Origin of the sequence: Streptomyces sp. NPDC001536 (assembly GCF_042894505.1) — a bacterium.
GTDB lineage: Bacteria > Actinomycetota > Actinomycetes > Streptomycetales > Streptomycetaceae > Streptomyces.
On record NZ_JBIAVQ010000012.1, the window covers coordinates 1 to 24,154 of the forward strand.

Sequence of the window (24,154 nt, forward strand, 5' to 3'; positions counted from 1 at the left end):
CCCCCACGGACGCCGCCCTGGCCGCTGACCTGGCGCTGCCGATCGAGGAGCTGGAGCTCACCGTTCGGTCGTACAACTGCCTCAAGCGTGAGGGCGTCCACTCCGTGGGCGAGCTCCTGGCGCGCTCCGAGGCGGACCTGCTGGACATCCGCAACTTCGGTGCGAAGTCCATCGACGAGGTCAAGGCGAAGCTGGCCGGTCTCGGCCTGGGCCTGAAGGACAGCCCGCCCGGATTCGACCCGACCGCCGCCGCCTTCGGCGCGGACGACGACGCGGACGCGGGCTTCGTGGAGACCGAGCAGTACTGAACCCCGCGCCGCGCGCTGCGACGGAGCCGAGCCCGGCCCTGGCTACCAAGTCAGGGCCGGGTTTCGTCGTCTCCACGGGGCGAGCGGTCCGAGGCGGGGTGCCCTTCGAGGGAAGCTTCGTCACTCCGCGGGCCGTGGCCGCCTCAGGCGAAGTCTGCTGCGGTGATGCCGTCGGGATGTCCGGTCGGCCACTCCACCAACTCGATCCGGTAACCATCCGGGTCCGTGAGCCACGACGTTTTCGGGCCGTGAGGGCCGCCCGGGTATTGGAGGGGTTCGGGCCTCAGACCGGCTTCGGTCAGCTTCTCCAGGGCCACGGAAAGCCTCTCCACCTGGATCGCGAGATGATCGAAACCGTTGCCCACGTCGACCGGTCCGTCGCCGGGGCGATGGACCAGTTCGAGCGAGGCCGCCGGTTCGTCGGGGAACTTGAGGATCACGAGGCGAGCTCCGTCGCCGCCCTCGACCCTGCCCAGTTCGGCGTAGCCCAAGGCGGTGTAGAAACCGAGCGAGTGGTCCAGGTCGGTGACGCGGTAGGAGACGAAGAGCGTCTTCACGAGGCCTCCTTGGGTCGACGCACCCGGTAGCGCAGATGCGTGACGTCTCGATCTTCGAGCCGTCGGACGAGGTCGAGTTCGATGTGATCGCCGCCCAGGTGGTCGAACAGCCGTCGACCGTCCCCGAGGAGGACCGGAACCAGGTGGATCTCCATCTCGTCCATCTGCCCGGCTCGCAGCAGTGCTTGAGCCGCCCCAGCCCCATGGACCATGACCGGCCGGCCCCCTGCGGCTGCGCGAGCCTGACGGGCGCAGTCCTCGACATCGGTGACGAAACGTGCGTGGCCGGGCGGCACGTCCCCGTGATCCACATGGTGGGTGAGTACGAAGATCGGCACGCCGTCGTGGTGATCGCCCTGCCAGCGCCCGGCAAGTTCGAAGGTCCGACGGCCGGAGATCACCGCGCCGGTCGCCAGCGCCTCGCGGTAGACCTGGCCGCTCGGACCGTCGGACTCCCGGTCATCGAGCCAGTTGAAGAGCCGTCCACCGTCGCGTCCGAGCTCCTGCCCTGGTCGATCGTCCGGGCCCGCGATATAGCCGTCGAGCGACATCGACATGTACAGCCGAATCGGATTGTTCATCCTGGCCTCCATCTCTCCTCCATGACACTGAAGGAAGACTTCAGGCAGCCTGCAAACTCATCTGCCCGACGCGCCGGCCTGCCGCCAGGTGCCGGGATGCGGTGAGCCGCGTAACCGCACGCGAAAAACCCGGCGACGTCGGCGATCATCCCCGGGATAGTGCTCACCCATGGATGAGGTCAAAGTCGTCGTCGCCCATTCCGAGCGCGCGACTCTGCGCGTGGGCGACGTGTTCCTGAAGGTGGACGCCGATCAGGCGCGCATCGATGTCGACGTCGAAGCGATGTCCCTCGCGCCCGTCCCGACCCCGCAGGTCCTGTGGCGCAAGCCGCCCGTGCTCGCGATCGCCGCACTCCCGGGGGCGACGCTGGGGCGCCTCGGCGGGCCGTCGACCGGGTCGCCGGCGGCGTGGGCCGCGGCGGGCGCCGCCATCCGGAAGCTGCACGACGCGCCGCTGCCGCCCTGGCCTGGCCGGGCCGGCCGGAGCATCGACGCGCTGGTGGCGGAACTCGACGACGAGTGTCAGTCGCTCGTGACGAACGGCCTCCTGCCCGCTGACCTGGTCACCCGCAACCGCCAGGTCGCCGAAGCGGCGCTGCGACCGTGGACTGCGGCGTTCACGCACGGCGACCTGCAGATCGCGCACGTCTTCGTCGACGGCGACGAGGTCACCGGCATCATCGACTGGTCCGAGGCGGGCCAGGGTGATCCCCTGTACGACCTCGCCACCTTCACGCTCGGACACGAGGAGCACCTCGAAGATGTCATCGTCGGCTATGGCACCGACATCGACCTCGACGTGATCCACGCGTGGTGGTCGCTGCGAAGCCTGCTGGCAGTTCGCTGGCTGACCGAGCACGGCTTCGACCCCTTCGCGCCGGGCTGTGAGGTCGACGTGCTCAGATCCCGGATGTGAGGCTGACGGATCCTCCACGGCCGCGGACGGCCTGAGGATTCCATCCGGCGCGACGTAAGGTTTCGCGCCCTGGCTGCACCTGGGCGGCAGCTGTCCGCCGGGTGGGAAATGGCGTCGCCCCGTCGGATGCCGGTGCGGCAGTCTGCGCTGCATGACCACGGCGTCCTTCATTCCCGGGCTGGAACTCTCGCGTCGCTTCTACCTCGAGGCGGTGGGGCCGCTGCTGGACCAGGCCGCTCCCGGGGTGACGTATTCCGCCGCTCGTATGGGCAGCGGCTCGGAAGTCCTCGGGTTCGACACCGCCCGCTCCGCCGACCACGAGTGGGGACCCCGCCTCCAGATCTTCCTCACCCCGCAGGAGGCCACCCGCCACGGCGAGCGGATCACCGCCCTGCTGAGCGAACGCCTGCCGAAGACCTTTCACGGCTATCCGACACACTTCGCCTCCACCGGCGAGGCCGGCATCGGCGTCATGCGGGCAACGGAGAGGCCCGTCCACCATCGAGTCCAAGTGACGGACCCCGGCGCCTGGTTCGGCGACCACCTGGGCTTCGACCCGCGCCCGGGCGTCACCACCGCCGACTGGCTGGCCACTCCCACTCAGCGGCTCGCCGAGGTCACAGCCGGTGCCGTCTTCCACGACGGGCTCGGTCAACTCGCCGCGGCCCGCGCCGGCCTCGACTGGTACCCGCACGAACTGTGGCTGTACCTCCTGGCCTGCCAGTGGCAGCGGATCTCCCAGGAGGAAGCCTTCGTCGGCCGCTGCGGGGAGGTGGGGGACGAGCTCGGTTCCGCTGTCGTCGCGGCCCGTCTCGTGCGTGATCTGATGCGGCTGTGCCTGCTGATGGACCGCCGCTACCCGCCGTACGGCAAATGGCTCGGCAGCGCTTTCGCCCGTACCCCACAGGCCTCCGTCCTCATCCCGGACCTGACCGCGGCGCTCGCCGCCGGCGACTGGCGCACCCGCGAGCACCACCTGGCCCGCGCCTACGAGACGGTCGCGGCCGCGCACAACGACCTCGGACTCACCGCTCCTGTCGACCCCGCCACGCGGCCCTACCACACCAGACCGTTTCAGGTCCTGCACGCCGAGCGCTTCACCGCGGCGCTGCGCGCCCGCATCACCGACCCGGAGATCCGCTCCCTGCCCGTGACCGGCGCCGTCGACCAGTTCGTCGACAGCACCGACGTCCTCAGCCATCCGGAGCTGTCACGCGCCGCCACCCACGCGACCCTCGGCTCTGCTCCTGGGGAGCGTGCCCCAGAGCGGTGAAGAGCCGTTCGTTCTGGTGCGGCTGTGTTCATGGAGCCGGCGTGACGTGCTGATCGTGATCCCCTCTCGGTCCCAGGTCACGCCCTGGAGCGGCCCTGGGCGCAGTGGGACCCGGGGTGCCCGTGGTCGGCCTGGCCTGTGAGCGGCGCGCTTCCGGCCGCTGTGAGCCGGGACACCGACCGGCAGGCCGGTACTGATCACGGGCGTCAGGGTTCCGTCAAAGCCGTGGGCACAGCCGTAAGGGAGCCGTCAACGGACGAGCCGATGCGGCCGAAGAGGGGCTTTCCTCTAGCTGTCCCCTTTCAACGAACCTCACTCCAGGAGTTCGCGATGGCCGATCTGGCCTTCGTCATCGCCACGATCGCGGGTTTCGCGCTGGTGGCTCTCGTCGCCAAGGGGGTGACGAAGCTGTGACCGCCGAGAACATCGTCGGCCTCGTCGTGGCCGTCGCCCTGCTGGGCTATCTCGTCCTCGCCCTGATCTTCCCGGAGAGGTTCTGAGAGACGTGATGGGTCCCGTACTCGCCGGCGTCCTCCAGCTGCTCGCCCTCATAGGCGCGCTGGCGCTCGTCCACCTCCCCCTCGGCACCTACATGGCCAGGGTCTACAGCTCCGACAAGCACTGGCGCGTCGAGAAGTGGATCTACAAGGGCATCGGTGCCGACCCGGACACGCAGATGCGCTGGCCCGCCTACCTGCGCGGCGTGCTCGCCTTCTCGGCCGTGAGCGTCCTGTTCCTCTACCTGCTCCAGCGGCTCCAGGGCATCCTGCCCGGTTCGCTCGGCTTCTCGTCGATCGACCCGGACCAGGCGTTCAACACGGCGGTGTCGTTCGTCACGAACACCAACTGGCAGTCGTACTACGGCGAGCAGGCCATGGGCCATGTCGTGCAGACCGCCGGGCTGGCCGTGCAGAACTTCGTCTCCGCGGCCGTCGGTATCGCCGTCGCGGTGGCGCTCGTACGAGGATTCGCCCGCTCGCGCACCGGTGAGCTCGGCAACTTCTGGTCCGACCTGGTCCGCGGGGTCGTGCGCATCCTGGTGCCGTTCTCGATCCTCGCCGCGATCGTGCTGGTCGCCTGTGGGGCCATCCAGAACTTCTCCGGCATCCACGAGGTCGGTCAGTTCATGGGTGGCTCGCAGCAGTGGAACGGTGGCGCGGTCGCCTCGCAGGAGGCCATCAAGGAGATCGGCACCAACGGCGGCGGCTACTTCAACGCCAACAGCGCCCACCCCTTCGAGAACCCCACCCCGTTCACGAACCTCTTCGAGATCTTCCTGATCCTCGCCATCCCGTTCGCGCTGACCCGCACCTTCGGCCTCATGGTCGGCTCGGTCAAGCAGGGCTACGCGATCCTCGCCACCATGGCCGCCATCTGGATCGGCTTCACGGCCCTGATGATGTGGACCGAGTTCGCCCACCACGGCCCGGCGTTCGACATCGCCGGCGGGGCGTACGAGGGCAAGGAGGTCCGCTTCGGCGTCGGCGGCTCGTCGATCTTCGCCACGGCGACCACGCTCACCTCGACCGGCGCGGTCGACTCCTTCCACTCGTCCTTCACCGGACTCGGCGGCGGCATCACGATGCTCGGCATGATGCTGGGCGAGATCGCGCCCGGCGGTACCGGCTCCGGTCTCTACGGCATGCTGATCATGGCGATCATCGCGGTGTTCATCGCCGGGCTGATGGTCGGCCGTACGCCCGAGTACCTGGGCAAGAAGATCGGCACCCGCGAGATCAAGCTGGCGGCCTGCTACATCCTCATCACCCCGGCGCTGGTGCTGGTCTTCACCGCCGCCGCGATGGCCCTGCCCACCCCGGGCAACTCGATGACCAACAGCGGGGCGCACGGGTTCTCCGAGATCCTGTACGCCTACACGTCCGCCTCGAACAACAACGGCTCGGCCTTCGCCGGGCTGAACGCGGACACGCAGTGGTTCAACAGCACGCTCGGTCTGTGCATGCTGTTCGGCCGCTTCCTGCCGATGGTGTTCGTCCTCGCACTGGCCGGCTCGCTCGCCGAGCAGAAGCCGGTGCCGGCCACCGCGGGCACCCTGCGCACGGAAAAGCCGCTGTTCACCGGGTTGTTGGTGGGCGCGATCCTGATCATCACCGGTCTGACCTACTTCCCGGCCCTGGCGCTGGGGCCGCTGGCCGAGGGGCTGGCGTCATGACCACCGACGTAACGAATCAAGAGGACTCGATGTCCACAGCCACCCCGACCCGGGCGCCGCACAGCGACGTCCCCACCGGGCACAAGGCCGCCGAAGGACGTGTCGGCGCTGGTCTCTTCGACCCCAAGCAGCTGCTGAAGTCGCTGCCGGACGCCTTCCGCAAGCTCGACCCGCGGGTGATGGTGAAGTCCCCGGTGATGTTCGTGGTCCTCGTCGGCTCGGTGCTGACGACGCTCTTCTCCTTCAAGGACCCGGGCGACTGGTTCGGCTGGGCGATCAGCGCCTGGCTGTGGCTCACGGTCATCTTCGCGAACCTCGCGGAGGCGGTCGCCGAGGGCCGGGGCAAGGCGCAGGCCGACACCCTGCGCAAGGCCAAGACCGACACCGTCGCACGTCGGCTCGACGGCTCCGCGGAGGAGCGGGTCCCCGGCACCGAGCTGCGCGTGGGCGACCTGGTCGTCTGCGAGGCCGGAGACATCATCCCCGGCGACGGTGACGTCGTCGAGGGCGTCGCCTCGGTCGACGAATCGGCCATCACCGGTGAGTCGGCCCCGGTCATCCGCGAGTCCGGCGGCGACCGGAGCGCCGTGACCGGCGGGACGAAGGTGCTGTCCGACCGTATCGTCATCAAGATCACGACGAAGCCCGGCGAGACCTTCATCGACCGCATGATCAACCTCGTCGAGGGCGCCGCGCGCCAGAAGACCCCGAACGAGATCGCGCTCAACATCCTGCTCGCGTCCCTGACGATCGTCTTCCTGCTCGCGGTCGCCACCCTGCCGCCGTTCGCCGACTACGCGGGCACCCACCTGACCATGGTCGTCCTGGTGGCCCTCCTGGTCTGTCTCATCCCGACCACCATCGGCGCCCTGCTCTCCGCGATCGGCATCGCCGGCATGGACCGGCTGGTGCAGCGCAACGTCCTCGCCATGTCCGGGCGGGCAGTCGAGGCCGCCGGAGACGTCTCCACCCTGCTGCTCGACAAGACCGGCACCATCACGCTCGGCAACCGCCAGGCGTCCGAGTTCGTACCGGTCACCGGCACCACCGAGACCGAGGTCGCCGACGCGGCCCAGCTCTCCTCGCTGGCCGACGAGACCCCCGAGGGCCGCTCCGTCGTCGTCCTGGCAAAGGAGAAGTACGGGCTTCGGGAGCGCCACCAGGGCGAGTTGGCCGGTGCCGAGTGGATCGCCTTCACCGCCCAGACCCGTATGTCGGGTGTGGACGTCGACGGAAGGAAGATCCGCAAGGGTGCGGCCGGGTCGGTCATCACCTGGGTCAAGGAACGGGGCGGCACGGTCTCCGACGACGCCGACACCCTCTCCCACCGCATCTCCGAGGCCGGCGGCACTCCGCTGCTCGTGGCCGTCGAAGACACCGAAGGTGCCCGGGTGCTGGGCGTCATCCACCTCAAGGACGTCGTCAAGGAGGGCATGCGGGAGCGGTTCGACGAGCTGCGCCGCATGGGCATCAAGACCGTCATGATCACGGGCGACAACCCGCTGACCGCCAAGGCGATCGCCGAGGAGGCGGGCGTCGACGACTTCCTCGCGGAGGCCACGCCCGAGGACAAGATGGCGCTCATCAAGCGGGAGCAGGCCGGCGGCAAGCTCGTCGCGATGACCGGTGACGGGACCAACGACGCGCCCGCGCTGGCCCAGGCGGACGTCGGCGTCGCGATGAACACCGGCACGTCGGCCGCCAAGGAGGCCGGCAACATGGTCGACCTCGACTCCAACCCGACCAAGCTCATCGAGATCGTCGAGATCGGCAAGCAACTCCTCATCACCCGGGGCGCGTTGACGACGTTCTCCATCGCTAACGACGTGGCGAAGTACTTCGCGATCATCCCGGCGCTGTTCGCGGCGGTCTACCCGGGCCTGGACAAGCTCAACATCATGGGCCTGTCCTCGCCGGACTCCGCGATCCTGTCCGCCGTCGTCTTCAACGCGATCATCATCATCGCGCTGGTGCCGCTCGCCCTGCGGGGGGTGCAGTACCGCCCGGTGAGCGCGGACAAGATGCTCCGCCGCAACCTCACGGTCTACGGCCTCGGCGGACTGGTCGCCCCCTTCATCGGCATCAAGCTCATCGACATGCTCATCTCCCTCATCCCCGGGATCGGCTGACCGCCATGAACAACTCCGTTACGAACACCGCCCGGTTGCTCGGGGCGGGTCTGCGGGCCCTGCTCGTCCTGACCCTGGTCACGGGCGTCATCTACCCGCTGCTGGTCACGGGAGTGGCCCAGGCGCTCTTCACCGACAAGGCGAACGGCTCCGAGATCAAGGCGGACGGCAGGGTCGTCGGCTCGTCGCTGATCGGTCAACAGGGCTACAGCCTCGACTACTTCCAGCCGCGTCCGGCCAACGGGCTGGGCGAGAACTCGGTCAACACGCAGTACAAGCTGATCCTGTCCGGCGCCACCAACCGGTCCGGTGACAACCCCGAGCTCATCAAGTGGGTGAAGGAGGCGAAGGCCAAGGTCGTCAAGGAGAACTCCACCGCCGACTACAAGGTCGAGCCCTCCCAGGTCCCCGCCGACGCGGTCACCTCCTCCGGCTCCGGCCTCGACCCGGACATCTCACCGGCGTACGCCGGCCTCCAGGTCCACCGGATCGCCGAGAGGAACGGGCTGTCCGTCGCCCAGGTGCGGAAGCTGGTCGACGATCACACCGCAGGCCGCACGCTCGGCTTCATCGGTGAGCCCCGGGTGAACGTCCTCGAACTCAACATCGCGCTCAAGGACCTCGTATCGGCCAAGTGACGGCCTCACGCGACCGAGACGGGAGCCGTCGGGTCCGGGGACAGCGGCCCGGACCCGCCGGCTCCCACCGCCGTGAAGACAGGAGAGGCACACACCCATGACCCGGGTGCTCGTGGTGGAGGACGACCCGCAGTTGGTACGGGCCCTCGTCATCAACTTGCAGGCACGCACGTACGCGGTGGACGCCGCCCCCGACGGCGCCACCGCCCTGCGGCTCGCCGCCGCCCGTCAGCCCGACGTGGTCCTGCTCGACCTCGGGCTGCCCGACATGGACGGCGTCGACATCATCAAGGGCCTGCGCGGCTGGAGCCGTATGCCCATCCTGGTGCTGTCCGCCCGGCAGGGCTCCGACGAGAAGGTGGCCGCGCTCGACGCCGGCGCCGACGACTACATCACCAAGCCGTTCAGCATGAGCGAACTGCTGGCCCGGCTGCGGGCCGCCGTCCGCCGTACCGAGGACGCGCCGCTCGTGCCCGAGACGACTCTCGTCGAGACCGCGGACTTCAGCATCGACCTGCTCGCCAAGAAGGTCGTCCGCGGCGGGCGCGACGTGCGGCTGACCCCGACCGAATGGCACCTGCTGGAGATCCTGGTGACCAACCCGGGACGGCTGATCACACAGAAGCACCTCCTCCAGGAGGTGTGGGGCGTCTCGCAGCGCAGCAAGACCAACTACCTGCGGGTCTACATGGCCCAGCTCCGTCGCAAACTCGAGACGGAACCCTCCCACCCCCGCTATCTGATCACCGAGCCCGGCATGGGCTACCGCTTCGAAGGATGACATGGCACGCGGCAAGCTTCGGATCTACCTCGGCGCGGCACCGGGCGTCGGCAAGACCTACGCCATGCTCTCCGAGGCACACCGCCGGATCGAGCGGGGCACCGACTGCGTGGTCGCCTTCGTGGAACACCACCGCCGGCCGCGCACCGAGGTGATGCTGCACGGCCTGGAACAGATATCACGCAAGGAACTCCCGTACCGGGACAGCGTGTTCACCGAGATGGACGTGGACGCCGTCCTGGCCCGCCGGCCCCAGGTAGCCCTGGTCGACGAACTGGCCCACACGAACATCCCCGGCTCCCGCAACACCAAGCGCTGGCAGGACGTGGAGGAGCTGCTGGCCGCCGGGATCGACGTGATCTCGACCGTCAACATCCAGCACCTGGAGTCGCTGGGGGACGTCGTCGAGTCGATCACCGGGGTGCGGCAGCGCGAGACCGTGCCGGACGAGGTGGTGCGGCGGGCGGACCAGATCGAGCTGGTCGACATGTCGCCGCAGGCCCTGCGCCGCCGTATGGCGCACGGGAACATCTACAAGTCGGACAAGGTCGACGCGGCCCTGTCCAACTACTTCCGGCCGGGCAACCTCACCGCACTGCGGGAGTTGGCGCTGCTGTGGGTGGCCGACCGGGTCGACGCGTATCTCACCGAGTACCGCAACGAGCACCGGGTCTCGGCGATCTGGGGTTCGCGGGAGCGGATCGTGGTCGGCCTGACCGGCGGCCCTGAGGGGCGCACGCTGATACGGCGGGCCGCGCGGCTCGCGGAGAAGGGCGCCGGCGGTGAGGTCATGGCCGTCTACATCTCCCGCAGCGACGGCCTCACCACCGCCTCACCGAAGGAACTGGCCGACCAGCGCACGCTGGCCGAGGACCTCGGCGGCACCTTCCACCAGGTCGTCGGGGAGGACATACCGGCGGCCCTGCTGGACTTCGCCCGCGGGGTCAACGCCACCCAGATCGTCCTCGGCGTCTCCCGGCGCAGGAGTTGGCAGTACGCCTTCGGGCCGGGCGTCGGCGCGACCGTGGCCCGGGACTCCGGTCCGGACCTCGACGTCCACCTCATCACCCACGGCGAGGCGGGCAAGGGCCGAGGACTGCCGGTGGCACGCGGAGCACGCCTGGGACGCTCCCGGGTCGTCTGGGGCTGGCTCGTCGGCGTCCTGGGCCCCGCCCTCCTCACCTGGCTCCTCACCGGCGCCGCCCCGGACGTCGGCCTCGCCAACGACATGCTGCTGTTCCTGACCCTGACGGTGGCCGCCGCCCTGCTGGGCGGCCTCGTCCCGGCACTCGCCTCCGCGGTGGTGGGCTCCCTCCTGCTCAACTGGTTCTTCACGCCGCCCGTCCACACCCTGACGATCGCCGACCCGAAGAACATCGTCGCCATCGCGATCTTCGTCGGCGTCGCCGTGTCGGTGGCCTCCGTGGTGGACCTCGCGGCCCGCCGCACCCACCAGGCGGCGCGGCTGCGGGCAGAGTCGGAGATCCTGTCCTTCCTCGCCGGCAGCGTCCTGCGCGGGGAGACCTCGCTGGAGGAGCTGCTGGAACGGGTCCGGGAGACCTTCGGCATGGAGTCGGTGGCCCTGCTGGAGCGGACCGGCGAAACGGATCCCTGGACCTGCGCGGGCAGCGTGGGACCCCGGCCCGCCGAGAACCCGGACGAGGCGGACGTCGACGTACCCGTCGGCGACCACATGGCCCTGTCCCTGCGCGGGCGGGTGCTGCCGGCCGCCGACCGCCGGGTGCTGGCCGCGTTCGCCGCGCAGGCCGCCGTCGTCCTGGACCGCCAACGCCTGCGGCAAGAGGCCGACCGAGCCAAGGAACTGGCCGAGGGGAACCGCATCCGCACCGCGCTGCTCGCCGCCGTCAGCCACGACCTGCGCACCCCGCTCGCCGGCATCAAGGCGTCCGTGTCCTCGCTGCGCTCCGAGGACGTCGCCTGGTCCGAGGACGACCAGGCCCAGTTGCTGGAGGCCATCGAGGAGGGCGCCGACCGGCTCGACCTCCTGGTCGGCAACCTGCTCGACATGTCCCGCCTCCAGACCGGCACCGTCACCCCGATCATCCGCGAGACCGACCTCGACGAGGTCGTCCCCATGGCGCTCGGCGGGGTGCCCGAGGACAGCGTGGACCTCGACATCCCCGAGACCCTGCCCATGGTCCACGTCGACCGCGGACTGCTGGAGAGGGCCGTCGCCAACGTCGTGGAGAACGCCGTCAAGTACAGCCCGCCCGGCGAGAAGGTCCTGGTGTCGGCGAGCGCCATCGCCGACCGGGTCGAGGTACGGGTCGTCGACCGCGGCCCCGGTGTCCCGGACGAGGCCAAGGACCGCATCTTCGAGCCCTTCCAGCGCTACGGCGACTCACCCCGCGGCGCCGGAGTCGGCCTCGGCCTCGCGGTCGCCCGCGGCTTCACCGAGGCCGTCGGCGGCACACTCCACGCCGAGGACACCCCCGGGGGCGGCCTCACGATGGTGCTGGCACTACGGACGGCACCGGAACGGCGGCCGGAACAGCGGGACTTGGCGGCGGGGGCCACGTCGTGAGGGGGGCGGGTGCAGGGCGGCAGGGGGCCAGGCAATAGCGGCCTATCGTCGGCCACGGCGCAGGGCGCGACCGCAGTACGCGAGGGCAGCACCCGCCTTCAAACAGGCTGCTCGGTGGCGCGGGCACCATCCGCGCTCCACTGGAGACGGACGCCGACGAGATCGAGCACGACGCCTTCTCCCCGGAAGCCGGCCACGCCGTCGGCCGCATCTACCAGCTCAAACGCGAACTCGTAGAACTCCGCCGCGTCGTCGCGCCGGCTCTGACGTCGCCCTTACCGTCGTTTGGCACACTGTCCGGATCCAACGGTCCGGTGAAGGAGAAACCCCGCATGTCGATGGTCGGCAATCTGCGCAAAGTCGCGAACCTGGCGCGGCGCACCCGCCGTCGCCGTGTGGACCTCAGCCACCCGGCCCGGTCCCCGCTCGGCTCGACGGTGGTCAACTGTGTCGTCTATCACGACGGCGTCCGCCGCCCGGCGAGGGACTCCGTGGAGGAATCCGTCCGGTACGCCCGCAAGCACCGCGGCGGCTTCGTCTGGCTGGGTCTGCACGAACCCGGGGAGGAGGAGTTCGCCGGTGTCGCGGAACTCTTCGGGCTGCACCCCCTCGCCGTCGAGGACGCCGTCCACGCCCATCAGCGCCCCAAGATCGAGCAGTACGGCGAGGTCCTGTTCTCCGTCTTCAAGACCGTCACCTACGTCGAACACGCCGAACTGACCGCGACCAGCGAGGTCGTCGACACCGGCGAGATCATGGTCTTCACCGGCCCCGACTTCGTCGTCACCGTCCGCCACGGCCGCCACGGCTCCCTCGGCCCTCTGCGGGAAGACCTCGAAGCCCACCCGGAGCTGCTGGCCAAGGGCCCCTCCGCCGTCCTGCACGCGATAGCCGACCACGTCGTCGACGACTACGTCACGGTCACCGACTCCGTCCAGAACGACATCGACCAGGTCGAGACCGACGTCTTCTCCCCGCGCAGCCCCCGCAACGCCGACGCCGGCCGCATCTACCAGCTCAAGCGCGAACTCCTGGAACTGAAGCGGGCCGTGGTCCCGCTCGCGCGCCCCCTGGACCGGCTGGCCACCGAGCCCCGCGCCTGCGTCGACAAGGAGATACAGGCCTACTTCCGGGACGTCACCGACCACCTCACCCGCGTCACCGAGCAGATCAACGCCTACGACGTCCTGCTCGACTCCATCCTCCAGGCCCACCTCGCGCAGGTCACCGTCGCCCAGAACGAGGACATGCGCAAGATCACCGCCTGGGCCGCGATCATCGCCGTACCGACCATGGTCTGCGGCGTCTACGGCATGAACTTCGACCACATGCCGGAACTGCGCTGGACCTTCGGCTACCCCCTCGTCCTCACCGTCATCGCCACCGCCTGCCTCGTCCTGCACCGCAACTTCAAGCGCAACGGCTGGCTGTAGCGTCCGGGGATGAGCAGCTTCAACACCCACCGCGGTCGGGCCTACGACGAGAGCCTGCCCGCGCGTGTCCGCCACACGAATCTGCGGTCCTGTCTCGTCCACTTCGCGCCCTACGGCTTCCGGGCCACCTACCACCACCTGTGCCTCAGCGCGGGGATCCCCAGGGATCTGGAGAAGGACCCGAACTCGGTCATACGAGCGTTGGAGGAGCTGCACGACGCACGGCAGCTGTGGCTCGCTGACGAACGCGCCTATGCCGCCCGTCGAAGAGCGGAGAAGGCACGTGGCTCTCGCCAGGTGCCGGCGGACGGGGCTTGGCGAGGCTGGCAGCGGGGGTGGGGGAACATCGCTTTCTGCCCCGAGCCGACGATGCACCCCGACGAGCCGTTGCCCGTGGTCGTCGAGCGGGTACTGCGTTCCTCGGTCCCGCCCGATCAGGCCGCCGCGCTGACGTGCCGTGTCTGCGGAACCCAGGGTGACACCAGCGCCTGGCACGACGGTCACCACCGGATCCACGAGCTGTGCCGGCAGTGCGGTGTCAGCCTCGCGGTGCGGCGGGCCGACGCGCCCGACCCACGACTGGCGGCGGCTCACAGCCGGCAGTGGAAGGACATCTGGAGGCTGCGCAACGCGTCTCCTCTCCGTGCGTTCTCGCGGGTTGATGCCCACACCTCGCCCGGTGAGCAGGGTACGGCCGGAGGGTAAGGTCTCGGGCCGGACGAACACACGACCGACGGGGGATCATGACGGCGTATCTGGGGCCACTGGAACTGGTCGGGGACCGCTGGATCATCGGGGACCCGAAGCGGGAGGGCGGCTCATGCCTGGTCCTCACCGCCGAGGGCATGGAGCACCATGAGTCCGGAGCGCCGGAACCCCTGGCCGTCGTCCCGTGGTCCAAGTTCGTGGAGCTGAGTATCCGAGCCACCTATCAGGCGTGGCACGCCACTCGCACCATGGGCGTGCTGGGCGCGCTCGGTGGCGGCCACTTGGAGACCGGCCGCAGCGGCTGTTCCGTGGGCGGACTCCTTCGTCATCCGTACGAGCCCTGGTCGGTGAACTACACCCATCACGAGCGCGCCTACACGGGCATCCACGTCCACGTGGTGCAGTCCCTGTTCCGGAGGACGTCCGAAGCGAGGGTGCTGCACCGCCTGGGCGACCCGGAGTGGCTGGGGGAGGCTGTCACCCGGCTGGCGCCGCTGTCTTCGTGGTGGGCCCCGTCGCTGAACCGTCGGGTGAGGGAGATCATGGAGGACCTCGGCACCTGAGGAGAGGCCGGACCTCCGATCCCGGCGCAGCGTGGTGCAGTTCATCGTGAAGCGTCCGCCGAGGGAGGCGAGGGCGTTTCCGACCGCGTTCAGGGCTGCCAGCACTGCCGATGCCGCAGCCGACGCCGAGTACGTCGGGGCCGGGGCTTTCGGCGATGATCCGCGCCAAGCTCGTGACAGCGGTCATCGCCGATGCCGTGCGGCGCCGACCGGCTTGGGGCTACTGGACGAGCTCCCAGTCCTGCGAGCCGTCCGTGAGCGCGGTCTGCAAGGTCAGTTGTGCTCCGGCGGTCGCACCGGTCAGGTACAGGTTCGTGTTCTTCACGGACTGGAGCCGGTAGAACCCGTCGCTGGTCTTCACGAGGTTCCAGCTGCCCGTGTTGCTGTTGTCGACCCATTGGCCGATCTTCTGGCCGGCCGTCGCGTTCCCCGTCCAGATGGCCGCCGCCCGGCCGCCCGACTTGTTCAGCAGCGTCACTCCGCCGCCCGGCTCGGTCACCACGTGCCAGTACTGGGTGTCCGTGTTCGCCGCCGAACCGGGGGCCTCAAGACGTACGTCGGGCACGTCACCGTTGCCGATGTTCGCGTCGTTGGTCTTGTTCCCGGTCCCGATCACCTGGTCCGTCTTACGGTTCACCAGCTGGTAGTAGGCGCCGTCCGAGTGGCCGAGGTCGACCTCGGCGAACTTGAGCGTCGAGGTGCCCTGGTTGTTGAGGATCACGACACGGCCAGTGCCGTCGACGTACTGCAGGTTGCGGCTGTATCCGGCCTGGGACGTCGTCTGGTACTCCGTCCACGTGCCGTCGCTGCGGCCGCTCTCGTTGACCCAGACGTTGCCGCTGCCCGCGGCGTTGTAGACCAGGCGCCCGCCGGGGAGCCTGATGAGGACCGGGCTGCCGTTCATGGCGAGGGGGCGCGAACCGGTGGCGACCGGCAGTGAGTTGACACCCGTCCCGGTGGCCGATCCGGTGAAGAACTTCAGCGGGTCGTCGGCGATCCGGTAGCGGGTGTTGGCACCTCCGCCCCAGTACTCGTAGGTGATCATCCACTTGCCGTCCGTGGTGCGGACGACGTTGGTCATGCCGGGTCGGCCGCCTCCGATCTCCGTCTTGCCGCCGCCCATGTCCTGGGTCAGACCGGCGATGTCGACGACGGGAGCGCTCCAGTTCGCGCTGCGGCCGTCCCAGGTCTTGTGGACGAGGATCTGGCCGAGGGAGTCCTTGGCGGTGTCGTTCGCGGGGTCGAGGGTCGGGACGCCGGTGGTCGCGTCGAAGCCGGTGTAGTCGTTCTCGTCGGAGTAGTAGCAGACGAGCCGGCCCTTGTGGACCATCAGGTAGGGCTCCCAGAGGGGGTCCGCCTGCCGGTTCGTGTTGGCGGCGGCGATGTTCTGGCCGAGTGCGCCGGCGCTGCCGCCCTGCCAGCCTCCGGTGGCGACCACGTTGTTGATCTTCCAGGTCGCGCCGTCGTCGGTGCTGGAGTACAGCGCGATCGACAGGTCCCTGCGGTCGCCGTCGTTGGACGGAGTCCAGTTCGGGTCCGCCGCCTTGTGCTCCTTGTAGTAGGAGTCATCGCCCGAGACGACAGTCGCGAGGAGCAGAGTGCCCTGCTTCAGGTCCCCCACGTCCTGGGGAAGGACGTAGAGGTACGGGTTGGTCCAATTGCTCGTGTACTTCGCGTACTTGGGATCCGTGGAGAGGTACGCCGGAGCCTTCACCTCGGACAGCGGCTGCCACGAGGTGCCGTCGTCGTCGCTCTTGTAGACCGGGAGAGTCTGTCCGTCGGCGCTGCCCGTAGCTGTCACGACGGTGGACTTCTCGAACGCGGCCACCAGCCGGCCGCTCGGCAGCTGGGCCGACTTGGGGTACACCGCGCAGTTGCCGCGCCCCTTGAGACACGGCTCGCTGCCGAGCTGGTACAAGGTGCCGCCCGTCGGGTTGTACGCCTGCGCGCCGGAAGCGGGTACGGCGAGCAACGCGGACGCCGCGGCGAAGGTGCCCAGCGCCCTGCCCAGGGTTCTTCTCTGCATGATTCCTCCGTCTGGGAATGGCCACGGTGAGGCCGGCGGCGCTTCGGCCACCGGCGTGGTCACTTGAGGGGTTCAGCCGTTGTGGGTGGCGACCAGGACGCGTACGTCCCAGGGGCCCAGCTCCAGAGCGCTGCCGGCCGGTACGGGGGTGTCGCTCAGGACGTCGGACAGGTCCACCGGGGCGTGGGCGCGTGCGGCCTCCCAGCTCCAGTTGTGCACGATGTGGACGCGGCGTCCGTCGGGGGAGACACCGGTCGTCGCCGTCACGGACGCCGGGAGCCCCTGCCACCCGCTGTGCGTGGCCGGAGCGAGCCAGTCGGCCAGCGCCCGGGCGAGGTCGCGGCCGGGCACGGTCCCCACGCAGGTGATACGACCGGCGCCGTGCCGACGGGTCGTGACGGCCGGCCAGCGTCCGAAGTGCGGGTGGTCGTAGGAGGCCAGCACATCGGCGTCAGCGGTGGTGAGGCACTCGATCCAGCGTGTCGCCGTCGCGTTCGCGGGCGCCTTGAGCGAGCCCCCTGGCACGACCCGGACCGGCACGTCGTGGGTGAGGTTGCTGAACTCGTCGTAGCGGATGCCCGCGGCCTCGGTGAGACGGCCGGGGGCGGGCTCGGTACGGGCACGGGCCTCGTGGTCGGCGTACGCGGTGCGCGGGCCGAGCACGAGGTGGCCGCCCGCGTGGGCGTAGGCCGCGAGCCAGTCGAGCGTGGCGTCGTCGACGATGTACAGGGCCGGGGCGACGAGAACCGGATGCCGTCGCACGGCCTCCTCGGGAGTCATCCCCTCCCGCTGCCCGCTGGGGTCGTGCAACTGGCGGGCGTGGACGATGCGGACCTGGCGGCCGGCGTCGAAGGCGCCGCGGTAGAAGGGGTCGAAGACGCGGTGGTAGGAGGCGGGGTCGGGTTCACCGTTCGGTTTGGCCAGCGGCGGATACTTCTGCATCAGCCACTTGCTCGGCATCGAGTAGACCATCGTGATGTCGGCGTCCGGCTCAAGTCCGGCGACGAGGGGGCCGGCCTTGTCGAACTCGGCGCCCAGGCGGGCCAGTTCGGCGTACGTGCGGCCGGGCTGTCCGCTGTGCGGCAGCACCCCGCCCCAGTAGGTCTCCGCGCCGAAGCGCAGGGTCTGCCACTGCCAGTACTCGATCATCCGCGCACCGCGTGCGACGTGCGCCCAGGCGGCCTGGCGCCACTGGCCGTCGTAGCCCGGACGGTTGTCCCAGGGGAAGCCGATGGAGTTGGCGTTGGTCTCGGTGACGAGGAACGGCTGCTGGCGGGAGGAGAACATCCAGTCGGCGGTCTGGTACATCGACCACACGCCGGTGGTCTTCCAGACCTGCTCGTGCTCGTCCGGCGTCGGGTCGGGCAGCAGCAGGCCGTCCTGCATGTCGTAGTACGGGTTGCCGGAGGCGATGTCGAGACGGTCCGTCATCTCGTCGTCCTCCACCCCCTGGCGGGTGTACGAGATGCAGGTGGTGACGAAGTGCTCGGGGCGGGCGTACTCGCGGACGATGTCGGCCTGCCAGCCGATGAACTCGGTGACCTGACGGGCCTGGAACTCCCGCCAGGCGACGTCGTACTGGGGCTGCTCGTTGCCGTCCGGGGTCCACAGGTCGGCCCAGGTGGACAGGCGATGCGACCAATAGACCAGGCCCCACTCGCGGTTGAGGGTCTCGACGTCGCCGTACTTCTCCCGCAGGTGGTCCACGAAGCGCTGGAAGACGCCGTGGTTGTGGAAGAGGTGCAGGCCCGGTTCGTTGTCGACCTGCCAGCCGATGACCGCCGGGTGGTCGGCGTACCGGGCGACGATCTTGCGGATCACCCGTTCCGCGTGGAAACGGAACGCGGGGTGGGTGAAGTCGACCTCCTGGCGGGCGCCCCAGCCGATGCGCTCGCCGGTGTGCCGCTCGCCGGTGATCTCCGGGTACTGGCGGGCCAGCCACGGCGGCACGGCGTACGTCGGGGTGCCGAGGACGACGGAGATACCGCGCTCGTGGGCGCCGTCGAGGACGGGTTGCAGCCAGTCGAGGTCGAAGCGGCCACTCGTGGGCTCCCAGGTCGACCAGACCGACTCGCCCACCCGGATCACGGTGAAATTCGCCTCAGCCATCAGGTCCAGGTCGGTCTTCAGCCGTTCGTCGGGGCGCAGTCCGGGGTCGTAGGCGGGCGTGTACTCGTGGTAGTACGCGGCGCCGAACAGGACACGGGCAGGCAGAGCCGCCATGAAGAGAAACCTCCGAGGAGACGGGGAAAGACAAGTGAGGGACGAGCGCTACTGCTTGACGCCGCCGGAGGCCAGTCCGCTCTGCCAGTAGCGCTGGAGCATCAGGAAGGCCACGACGAGGGGCAGGATCGAGATCAGGGAGCCGGTCACGACGAGCGCGAGCATGTCGCTGCTGGCGCCCGCACCGCCGTTCTGGGCCTGTGCCGCCCAGGACGAGAGACCGACCGTGATGGGATACAGGTCCGGGTCGTTGAGCATGATCAGCGGCAGGAAGTAGTTGTTCCAGGTCGCCACGAGCGTGAACAGCAGGACCGTCACCAGTCCGGGACCCAGCAGCCGCAGAACGATCCGGAAGAAGATCCGGGCCTCGCCGGCACCGTCGATGCGGGCGGCCTCCAGGATGCTGTCCGGCACGGCGTCCTCGGCGTAGACGCGCATCAGGTACAGGCCGAACGGGTTGACGAGCGAGGGCAGGATGATCGCCCAAGGGGTGTTGACCAGGCCCGCCTTCGCGAAGAGCAGGTACGTGGGGATCGCCAGGGCCGTGGTCGGCACCATGACGGCACCGAGGACGAGGTTGAAGGCGGCCCGGTTGCCGCGGAAGCGGAACTTGGCGAACCCGTAGCCGCTGGCCGCGGCGAGCAGGGCGGCGCCGACCGCGCTGACGCCGGCGTACATGACCGTGTTGAGCAGCCAGCGCAGGAAGACGCCGTCGTCCTGGGTGAGGGTCTCCTTGACGTTCGTCAGGAGCTGCGGGGCGTGGGAGAACCACAGGCCGAAGCTGTTGAACAGGTCCTGGGTGCTCTTGGTCGAGGCGATCAGCAGCCAGAACAGGGGGAGGAGGAAGTAGCCGAGGGCAGCGAGCATGGCGATCGTCAGCGGGGTGCTGCGGCGGCGTGACGACGGCCTGTGGCGCTTTGCGCGGTCCTTGACGGCGGTGCGCGGGCTCGCTTCGACGGCGGCCGGGGGAGTGAGGGTCGTCACGAGGTCCTCCTGCGGTTGGCGGTGAGCAGGACGCCGTAGGAGGCGATCACGATGACCAGGCCGAGGAGGAAGGACACCGTGGCCGCGTAGTTGACCTGCTGGCCGGTGAAGGAGAGGGAGTAGGCGTAGAGGTTGGCGGTGTAGGAGCTGCTGATGACGTCCGGGGCGACGTTCATCAGGAGCTTGGGCTCGTTGAAGAGCTGGAAGCTGCCGATCACGGAGAAGAGCAGGGTGAGCAGCAACGCCGGGCGCAGCGCCGGGAGTTTGATGGACCACGCGATCCGCCAGGCGCCCGCTCCGTCCACCGCGGCCGCCTCGTACAGTTCGGTGGGAACGGTGCGCAGGGCGGCGTACAGGATGATCATGTTGTAGCCGACGAACTCCCAGGTCACGATGTTCGCCAGACTGCCGAGCATCCAGCCCTGGCTCAGGAAGTCCGGGACCGGCAGATCCAGCTTCCGGCTCAGCTGGGCGAACGGGCCGAAGTCCGGGCCGTAGAGGTAACCCCACATGAGGGTGGCGACCACACTGGGCACGGCGTAGGGCACGAAGATGCCGAGCCGGATCACCCGGGCCAGCCGCAGCAGACCGCTGTCCAGGGCGAGCGCGAACAGCAGTGCCAGCAGCAGCATCACGGGCACCTGGATCAGGAAGAACAGCGCCACCCGTCCGACGCCGTGCAGGAACTGCGCATCACCAAGGGCCTGGGCGTAGTTGTCGAGTCCCACGAACGCCGTGCCGCCGATGAGGCGCTCCTGGAAGAGGCTCAGGTAGGCGGCGTAGCCGAGCGGCGCGAGGAACAGCAGGACGAACAGCACCATGAACGGCGCGACGAACAACGGCCCTGCCGAGGTGCGGCGGCCCTTGCCACCGCGCGGGGGGCGTGCCGGCCCGTCTCGGCGCCGGCCCTTGGCAGCGGCCGCGGTTGTGGCGGTCATCATCGGCCCTTTCTGACGGAGGGGTTGGGCTGAGGTGGGACGGGCGGGTCCCGCGCCGCCGCGCGGGACCCCGCGGACCGTCAGGAGCGGACGGTGAAGCCCTGCTTCTTGGCGTAGGTGGTGAGCCGCTGCTGCCAGGTGCCGAGCGCCGCGACCGTGTCGGACTTGTCGGCGAGCGAGGTGCCGACCGTTTCGGTCCAGTCGGTTGCGGCCTGGTCGAGGAACGGCGGCCACTGGAAGGAGGGCGAGACGGTGTCGCCGATGTCGGCGAAGACCTGGTTGACCTTCTGCCCGCCGTAGAAGGTGGGTGCGTTCGAGACGAACGACTCGTCGGTGAGCAGCGCCTTGGTGGCCGGGAAGAAGAACTGCTCGGTGGCGAACATCTTGGCGCTCGCCGGGTCGCTGTTGAGGAACTGCGCGAACATCGCCGCCGCGACGGGGTTCTTGGTCGAGCGGATGACCGCGGTGGTGGAGCCGCCCCAGTTGCCCGAGCTGGGCTTGGCGGCGTCCCACTGCGGCAGCGGGGCCGCCCGCCACTTGCCGGCGGTGGACTTTGCGGAGCCGGAGAGGAAGACCGGGCCCCAGGCCGCGGTGAGCCAGGTGGCGTACTTGCCCTTGTTGAGGGCCGCGTACCAGGAGTCGGTGAAGTCCGGCTCGACCCCGATGACCCCCTCCTTCGCGAGACCGCCCCAGTACTCGCCGAGCTTCTTGGAGGCCGCGTCGTCGACGCTGATGGTGATGTCGCCCTTGCCGGAGGTGACATACGGCTTGGCGCCCGCCTGCCACAGCAGACCGTGCCAGGCGGCGGGCTGGTTGGCCGCGAGGTTGGTGAGGTAGACGTCGGGGGCGGCCTTGTGGAGCTTGCGGGCCGCCGCGGCGAACTCGTCCCAGGTCTCGGGGACTTCGATGCCGTGCTCGTCGAAGATGTCCTTGCGGTACAGCATGCCCATCGGGCCGGTGTCCTGCGGGATCGCCCAGACCTCGCCGTCGCTGCCGCTGACCTGACCCCAAGTCCAGTCCACGAAACGGCTCTTGAGGGCGGTCGCGCCGTAGGGCCGTAGATCCAGCAGGCTGTCGGTGATGGTGAAGGTCGGGATGGCCTGGTACTCGATCTGCACCATGTCCGGTGCGCCGCTGCCGGCCTTCAGCGCGGTGCGCAGCTTGGTGTATTGCGGGGTGCCCTGACCGGCGTTGACGACCTTGACCTTGATGGCCGGGTACTTCTTCTCGAAGAGGGCGACCTCCTTGGCGATGTTGGGGACCCAGGTCCAGAACGTCAGCTCGGTCGGCGTCTTCATCGCCTTGTCGATGTCGGCCTGGCTGACCGGCGCGGCGGAGCCGGACGAACTGCCGCTGTCGCCACCGCCGCAAGCGGACAGCGCGGCGCCCAACGAGACCGCTCCCGCGGCCGTGAGGAAGAGCCGACGGCTCATCTGGGAAGGGCTGGGGGTGGAGCTGAAACTGCGCACGGTGAACTCCCGCCGATGACTGGGTGAAAGGCACGCCGAAGGCAGGCGTGCGGAAGAGGGGTGACGAGGGAGGAAGAGGGCTCGGACGGGCCGGCCAGGACCCTGGGGTCGACAGGGCGTGGGCGTACGTCCTCGGGACCTTCGCCCGCGGGCGTGCCGCTGCTGGTGCGCGGGGAGCCGGTGGCCGGGCAAGGCACTTGGTGGAACAGAGAGTTGGTGCGGCGGACCTACTCGGCGGCGGCCGCGTGAGGGGAGTTGGCGCGTCGCCCGGGTGACGGGGTCTCCGTGCGGTGCGAGGACGCGGTCGGTGACGAGGTGCGGGACGCGGGGAGCGGTGGGGCGGCTCGCCCGGTGCCCAAGGGGCCGGCTCGGGCTGATCTGCTCCGGTCAGTCATGGGCGGACGGCCCTCCGCCCAGGGATGGACCGTGCCGGGCCGCATTCGGGCGGGCGGCGGTGCGCCGGCGGCGACCACCGGGCGCTTGCGGTGGTGGCGGAGCGGTGGAGGCGCGGATCACGAGGTCCACCGGTGGTTCACTCGCCGGCAAGGGGTCCGCCTGCGGGTTCTCGATGGTGTGCACGAGGCGTTTGATGCCCTCCTGAGCCACGACGTCGAAAGGCTGACGCACCGTGGTCAGCGGAGGAGACACGTAGGCCGCTACGGGAATGTCGTCGAAGCCGACCACGCTCACGTCCTGCGGCACGCGTCGGCCGGCTTCCGTCAGCGCCCGGATGAAACCGATCGCCATGTCGTCGTTGGCGGCGAACACCGCGGTCATGTCGCCGACACCGGCCAGTTCGCGGCCCGCCGCGTAACCGGAGGCCGCCGACCAGTCGCCCTCGACGACAGCCGGCACCGTCCTGCCGTTCTCGACGAGCGCGGACCGCCAGCCCTCCGTACGGTCACGGGCGGAGTACCACCGTCGAGGACCGGCGAGATGGTGGACCGTCGGGTGTCCCAGGTCCAGCAGATGCTCGGTCGCCGTCCGCGCCATCAGATCGGCGCCGACGCCGGCGGCCAGCGCCCTGGGCACGGGCAGCGGTGGCGCGCCCAGGACGAGGACGGGTACGTCGAGGCGGACAGCGAGGTCTCCGTCCTGTCCGTCGTCGATCGGCTCCGAGATCACGATGCCGTCCACGCCCTGGTCGAGGAGCGAGTCGATGGCCCCGCCGATCCCGTCCGGGTCGCCCTCCATGGTGTTGACGACACGCAGGGCGTAACCGGTGTCCCGTACGGCACGCTCCACGCCCATGATCAGGGAGGCGGGTCCGTACAGGGCGGTTCCCAGCGTCACCACACCGATGGAACGGGTACGTCCGGAGGCCAGCGCCCGCGCGGCGTTGTTGAGCCGGTAGCCGAGTTCTTCCGCGGCCTCCAGGACGCGGCGCCGAGCCTCGGCGGAGACATACGGCTCGTCGTTGAAGACCCGGGACACCGTTTTCTGCGACACACCCGCCAGCAGGGCCACGTCCACGCTGCGTGGTGCGCCGGAGCTCCCGCCCCGTCGTGCCTCTCGCATCATGGTGTCTCCCGAACCGTCGTGATCCGCGGCAGCGCCGACGCCATCTGTCTGACTGCGCTGTCTGACTACGCTGCCATGTCTACGCAGTCAGGCGGAGGTCGTCAAGTGTCCGGCACGTATTCGTAACCTCGCGCGACCCCCGCGGCGGACTGCCGAAGCGCGATGCGGCGAAATGTGCCGCAAGCCTTGACGGATGGGTTCTGACTGCGTAGACATCTCGGCGGGATTCGCCTGTCGCGCTCGCGGCTACCGGCCTCTGGATGCGGACTCGATCCGGGGACACAGGTCCGCCAACAAGGCTCACCAAGCCACGAAAGGTACATTTCGCCCCTGTGGAGGGGTGCTGTCTGTCGCGCCCCTGAGCAGTGAGCGAGGGGTCGGATGCCGC

20 protein-coding genes are annotated in these 24,154 nt (G+C 69.5%); 12 read left to right on the forward strand and 8 right to left on the reverse strand.

Going from position 1 to position 24,154, the window contains the following annotated elements:
- A partial coding sequence (locus ACFY0U_RS29535) for a DNA-directed RNA polymerase subunit alpha C-terminal domain-containing protein (RefSeq protein ID WP_361556108.1) occupies window positions 1–308 on the forward strand: 308 nt, incomplete at its 5' end.
- 143 nt (window positions 309–451) lie between these two features.
- On the opposite strand, the gene ACFY0U_RS29540 is transcribed toward ACFY0U_RS29535, so the two are convergent.
- Window positions 452–865 (reverse strand): VOC family protein, encoded by a 414-nt coding sequence (locus ACFY0U_RS29540; protein WP_388640998.1) that lies wholly within the window; start codon window positions 863–865, stop codon window positions 452–454.
- Window positions 862–1,446 (reverse strand): dihydrofolate reductase family protein, encoded by a 585-nt coding sequence (locus ACFY0U_RS29545; protein WP_388641449.1) that lies wholly within the window; start codon window positions 1,444–1,446, stop codon window positions 862–864. The genes ACFY0U_RS29540 and ACFY0U_RS29545 overlap by 4 nt, the downstream gene beginning before the upstream one ends.
- A 169-nt stretch (window positions 1,447–1,615) precedes the next feature.
- Between ACFY0U_RS29545 and ACFY0U_RS29550 the strand changes: the two genes are divergently transcribed.
- From ACFY0U_RS29550 to ACFY0U_RS29600, 11 genes are all read left to right on the forward strand, one after another.
- The gene (locus ACFY0U_RS29550) at window positions 1,616–2,362 is read left to right on the forward strand and encodes an aminoglycoside phosphotransferase family protein (protein ID WP_388641000.1); all 747 of its coding nucleotides are present in this window, start codon (window positions 1,616–1,618) and stop codon (window positions 2,360–2,362) included.
- Between the two features lie 151 nt (window positions 2,363–2,513).
- Window positions 2,514–3,635 carry a DUF4037 domain-containing protein gene (locus ACFY0U_RS29555; RefSeq protein WP_388641001.1) on the forward strand — a complete coding sequence of 374 codons (1,122 nt, stop codon included), beginning with the start codon at window positions 2,514–2,516 and terminating at the stop codon, window positions 3,633–3,635.
- Between the two features lie 410 nt (window positions 3,636–4,045).
- A complete protein-coding gene (kdpF, locus tag ACFY0U_RS29560; protein WP_016434100.1) occupies window positions 4,046–4,135 on the forward strand; it encodes a K(+)-transporting ATPase subunit F in 90 nt (29 codons plus the stop codon).
- Between the two features lie 8 nt (window positions 4,136–4,143).
- Entirely contained in the window at window positions 4,144–5,808 is a 1,665-nt protein-coding gene (gene kdpA / locus ACFY0U_RS29565; protein ID WP_388641003.1) for a potassium-transporting ATPase subunit KdpA, read from the forward strand.
- On the forward strand, window positions 5,805–7,937 hold the full coding sequence (gene kdpB / locus ACFY0U_RS29570) for a potassium-transporting ATPase subunit KdpB (protein WP_388641004.1): 2,133 nt from the start codon (window positions 5,805–5,807) through the stop codon (window positions 7,935–7,937). Before kdpA ends, kdpB begins: the two co-directional genes overlap by 4 nt.
- Window positions 7,938–7,942: 5 nt before the next feature.
- Window positions 7,943–8,575 (forward strand): potassium-transporting ATPase subunit C, encoded by a 633-nt coding sequence (locus ACFY0U_RS29575; protein ID WP_388641006.1) that lies wholly within the window; start codon window positions 7,943–7,945, stop codon window positions 8,573–8,575.
- 97 nt (window positions 8,576–8,672) lie between these two features.
- The gene (locus ACFY0U_RS29580; protein ID WP_388641008.1) at window positions 8,673–9,356 is read left to right on the forward strand and encodes a response regulator; all 684 of its coding nucleotides are present in this window, start codon (window positions 8,673–8,675) and stop codon (window positions 9,354–9,356) included.
- Between the two features lies 1 nt (window position 9,357).
- A complete protein-coding gene (locus tag ACFY0U_RS29585; protein ID WP_388641009.1) occupies window positions 9,358–11,901 on the forward strand; it encodes a DUF4118 domain-containing protein in 2,544 nt (847 codons plus the stop codon).
- 332 nt (window positions 11,902–12,233) lie between these two features.
- Complete coding sequence (locus ACFY0U_RS29590; protein WP_388641011.1) at window positions 12,234–13,334, forward strand: magnesium and cobalt transport protein CorA; 1,101 nt, start codon at window positions 12,234–12,236, stop codon at window positions 13,332–13,334.
- 9 nt (window positions 13,335–13,343) lie between these two features.
- Window positions 13,344–14,039, forward strand: coding sequence for a hypothetical protein (locus ACFY0U_RS29595; RefSeq protein ID WP_388641013.1), 696 nt, complete (start codon window positions 13,344–13,346; stop codon window positions 14,037–14,039).
- A 38-nt stretch (window positions 14,040–14,077) separates the two neighbouring features.
- Entirely contained in the window at window positions 14,078–14,605 is a 528-nt protein-coding gene (locus tag ACFY0U_RS29600) for a hypothetical protein (protein WP_388641014.1), read from the forward strand.
- 220 nt (window positions 14,606–14,825) lie between these two features.
- On the opposite strand, the gene ACFY0U_RS29605 is transcribed toward ACFY0U_RS29600, so the two are convergent.
- The 6 genes from ACFY0U_RS29605 to ACFY0U_RS29630 all read right to left on the reverse strand — a co-directional run bounded on the left by ACFY0U_RS29605 (window position 14,826) and on the right by ACFY0U_RS29630 (window position 23,766).
- Window positions 14,826–16,631: an RICIN domain-containing protein gene (locus ACFY0U_RS29605; protein ID WP_388641015.1), complete on the reverse strand. Its 1,806-nt coding sequence runs from the start codon at window positions 16,629–16,631 to the stop codon at window positions 14,826–14,828.
- A 72-nt stretch (window positions 16,632–16,703) separates the two neighbouring features.
- Window positions 16,704–18,854, reverse strand: coding sequence for a beta-galactosidase (locus ACFY0U_RS29610; RefSeq protein ID WP_388641017.1), 2,151 nt, complete (start codon window positions 18,852–18,854; stop codon window positions 16,704–16,706).
- Between the two features lie 48 nt (window positions 18,855–18,902).
- The gene (locus tag ACFY0U_RS29615; protein WP_388641019.1) at window positions 18,903–19,838 is read right to left on the reverse strand and encodes a carbohydrate ABC transporter permease; all 936 of its coding nucleotides are present in this window, start codon (window positions 19,836–19,838) and stop codon (window positions 18,903–18,905) included.
- Entirely contained in the window at window positions 19,835–20,779 is a 945-nt protein-coding gene (locus tag ACFY0U_RS29620; protein WP_388641020.1) for a carbohydrate ABC transporter permease, read from the reverse strand. The genes ACFY0U_RS29615 and ACFY0U_RS29620 overlap by 4 nt, the downstream gene beginning before the upstream one ends.
- Window positions 20,780–20,856: 77 nt before the next feature.
- Complete coding sequence (locus tag ACFY0U_RS29625) at window positions 20,857–22,209, reverse strand: ABC transporter substrate-binding protein (RefSeq protein WP_388641451.1); 1,353 nt, start codon at window positions 22,207–22,209, stop codon at window positions 20,857–20,859.
- Between the two features lie 423 nt (window positions 22,210–22,632).
- Window positions 22,633–23,766 (reverse strand): LacI family DNA-binding transcriptional regulator, encoded by a 1,134-nt coding sequence (locus tag ACFY0U_RS29630; RefSeq protein WP_388641022.1) that lies wholly within the window; start codon window positions 23,764–23,766, stop codon window positions 22,633–22,635.
- Window positions 23,767–24,154: the final 388 nt, after the last annotated feature.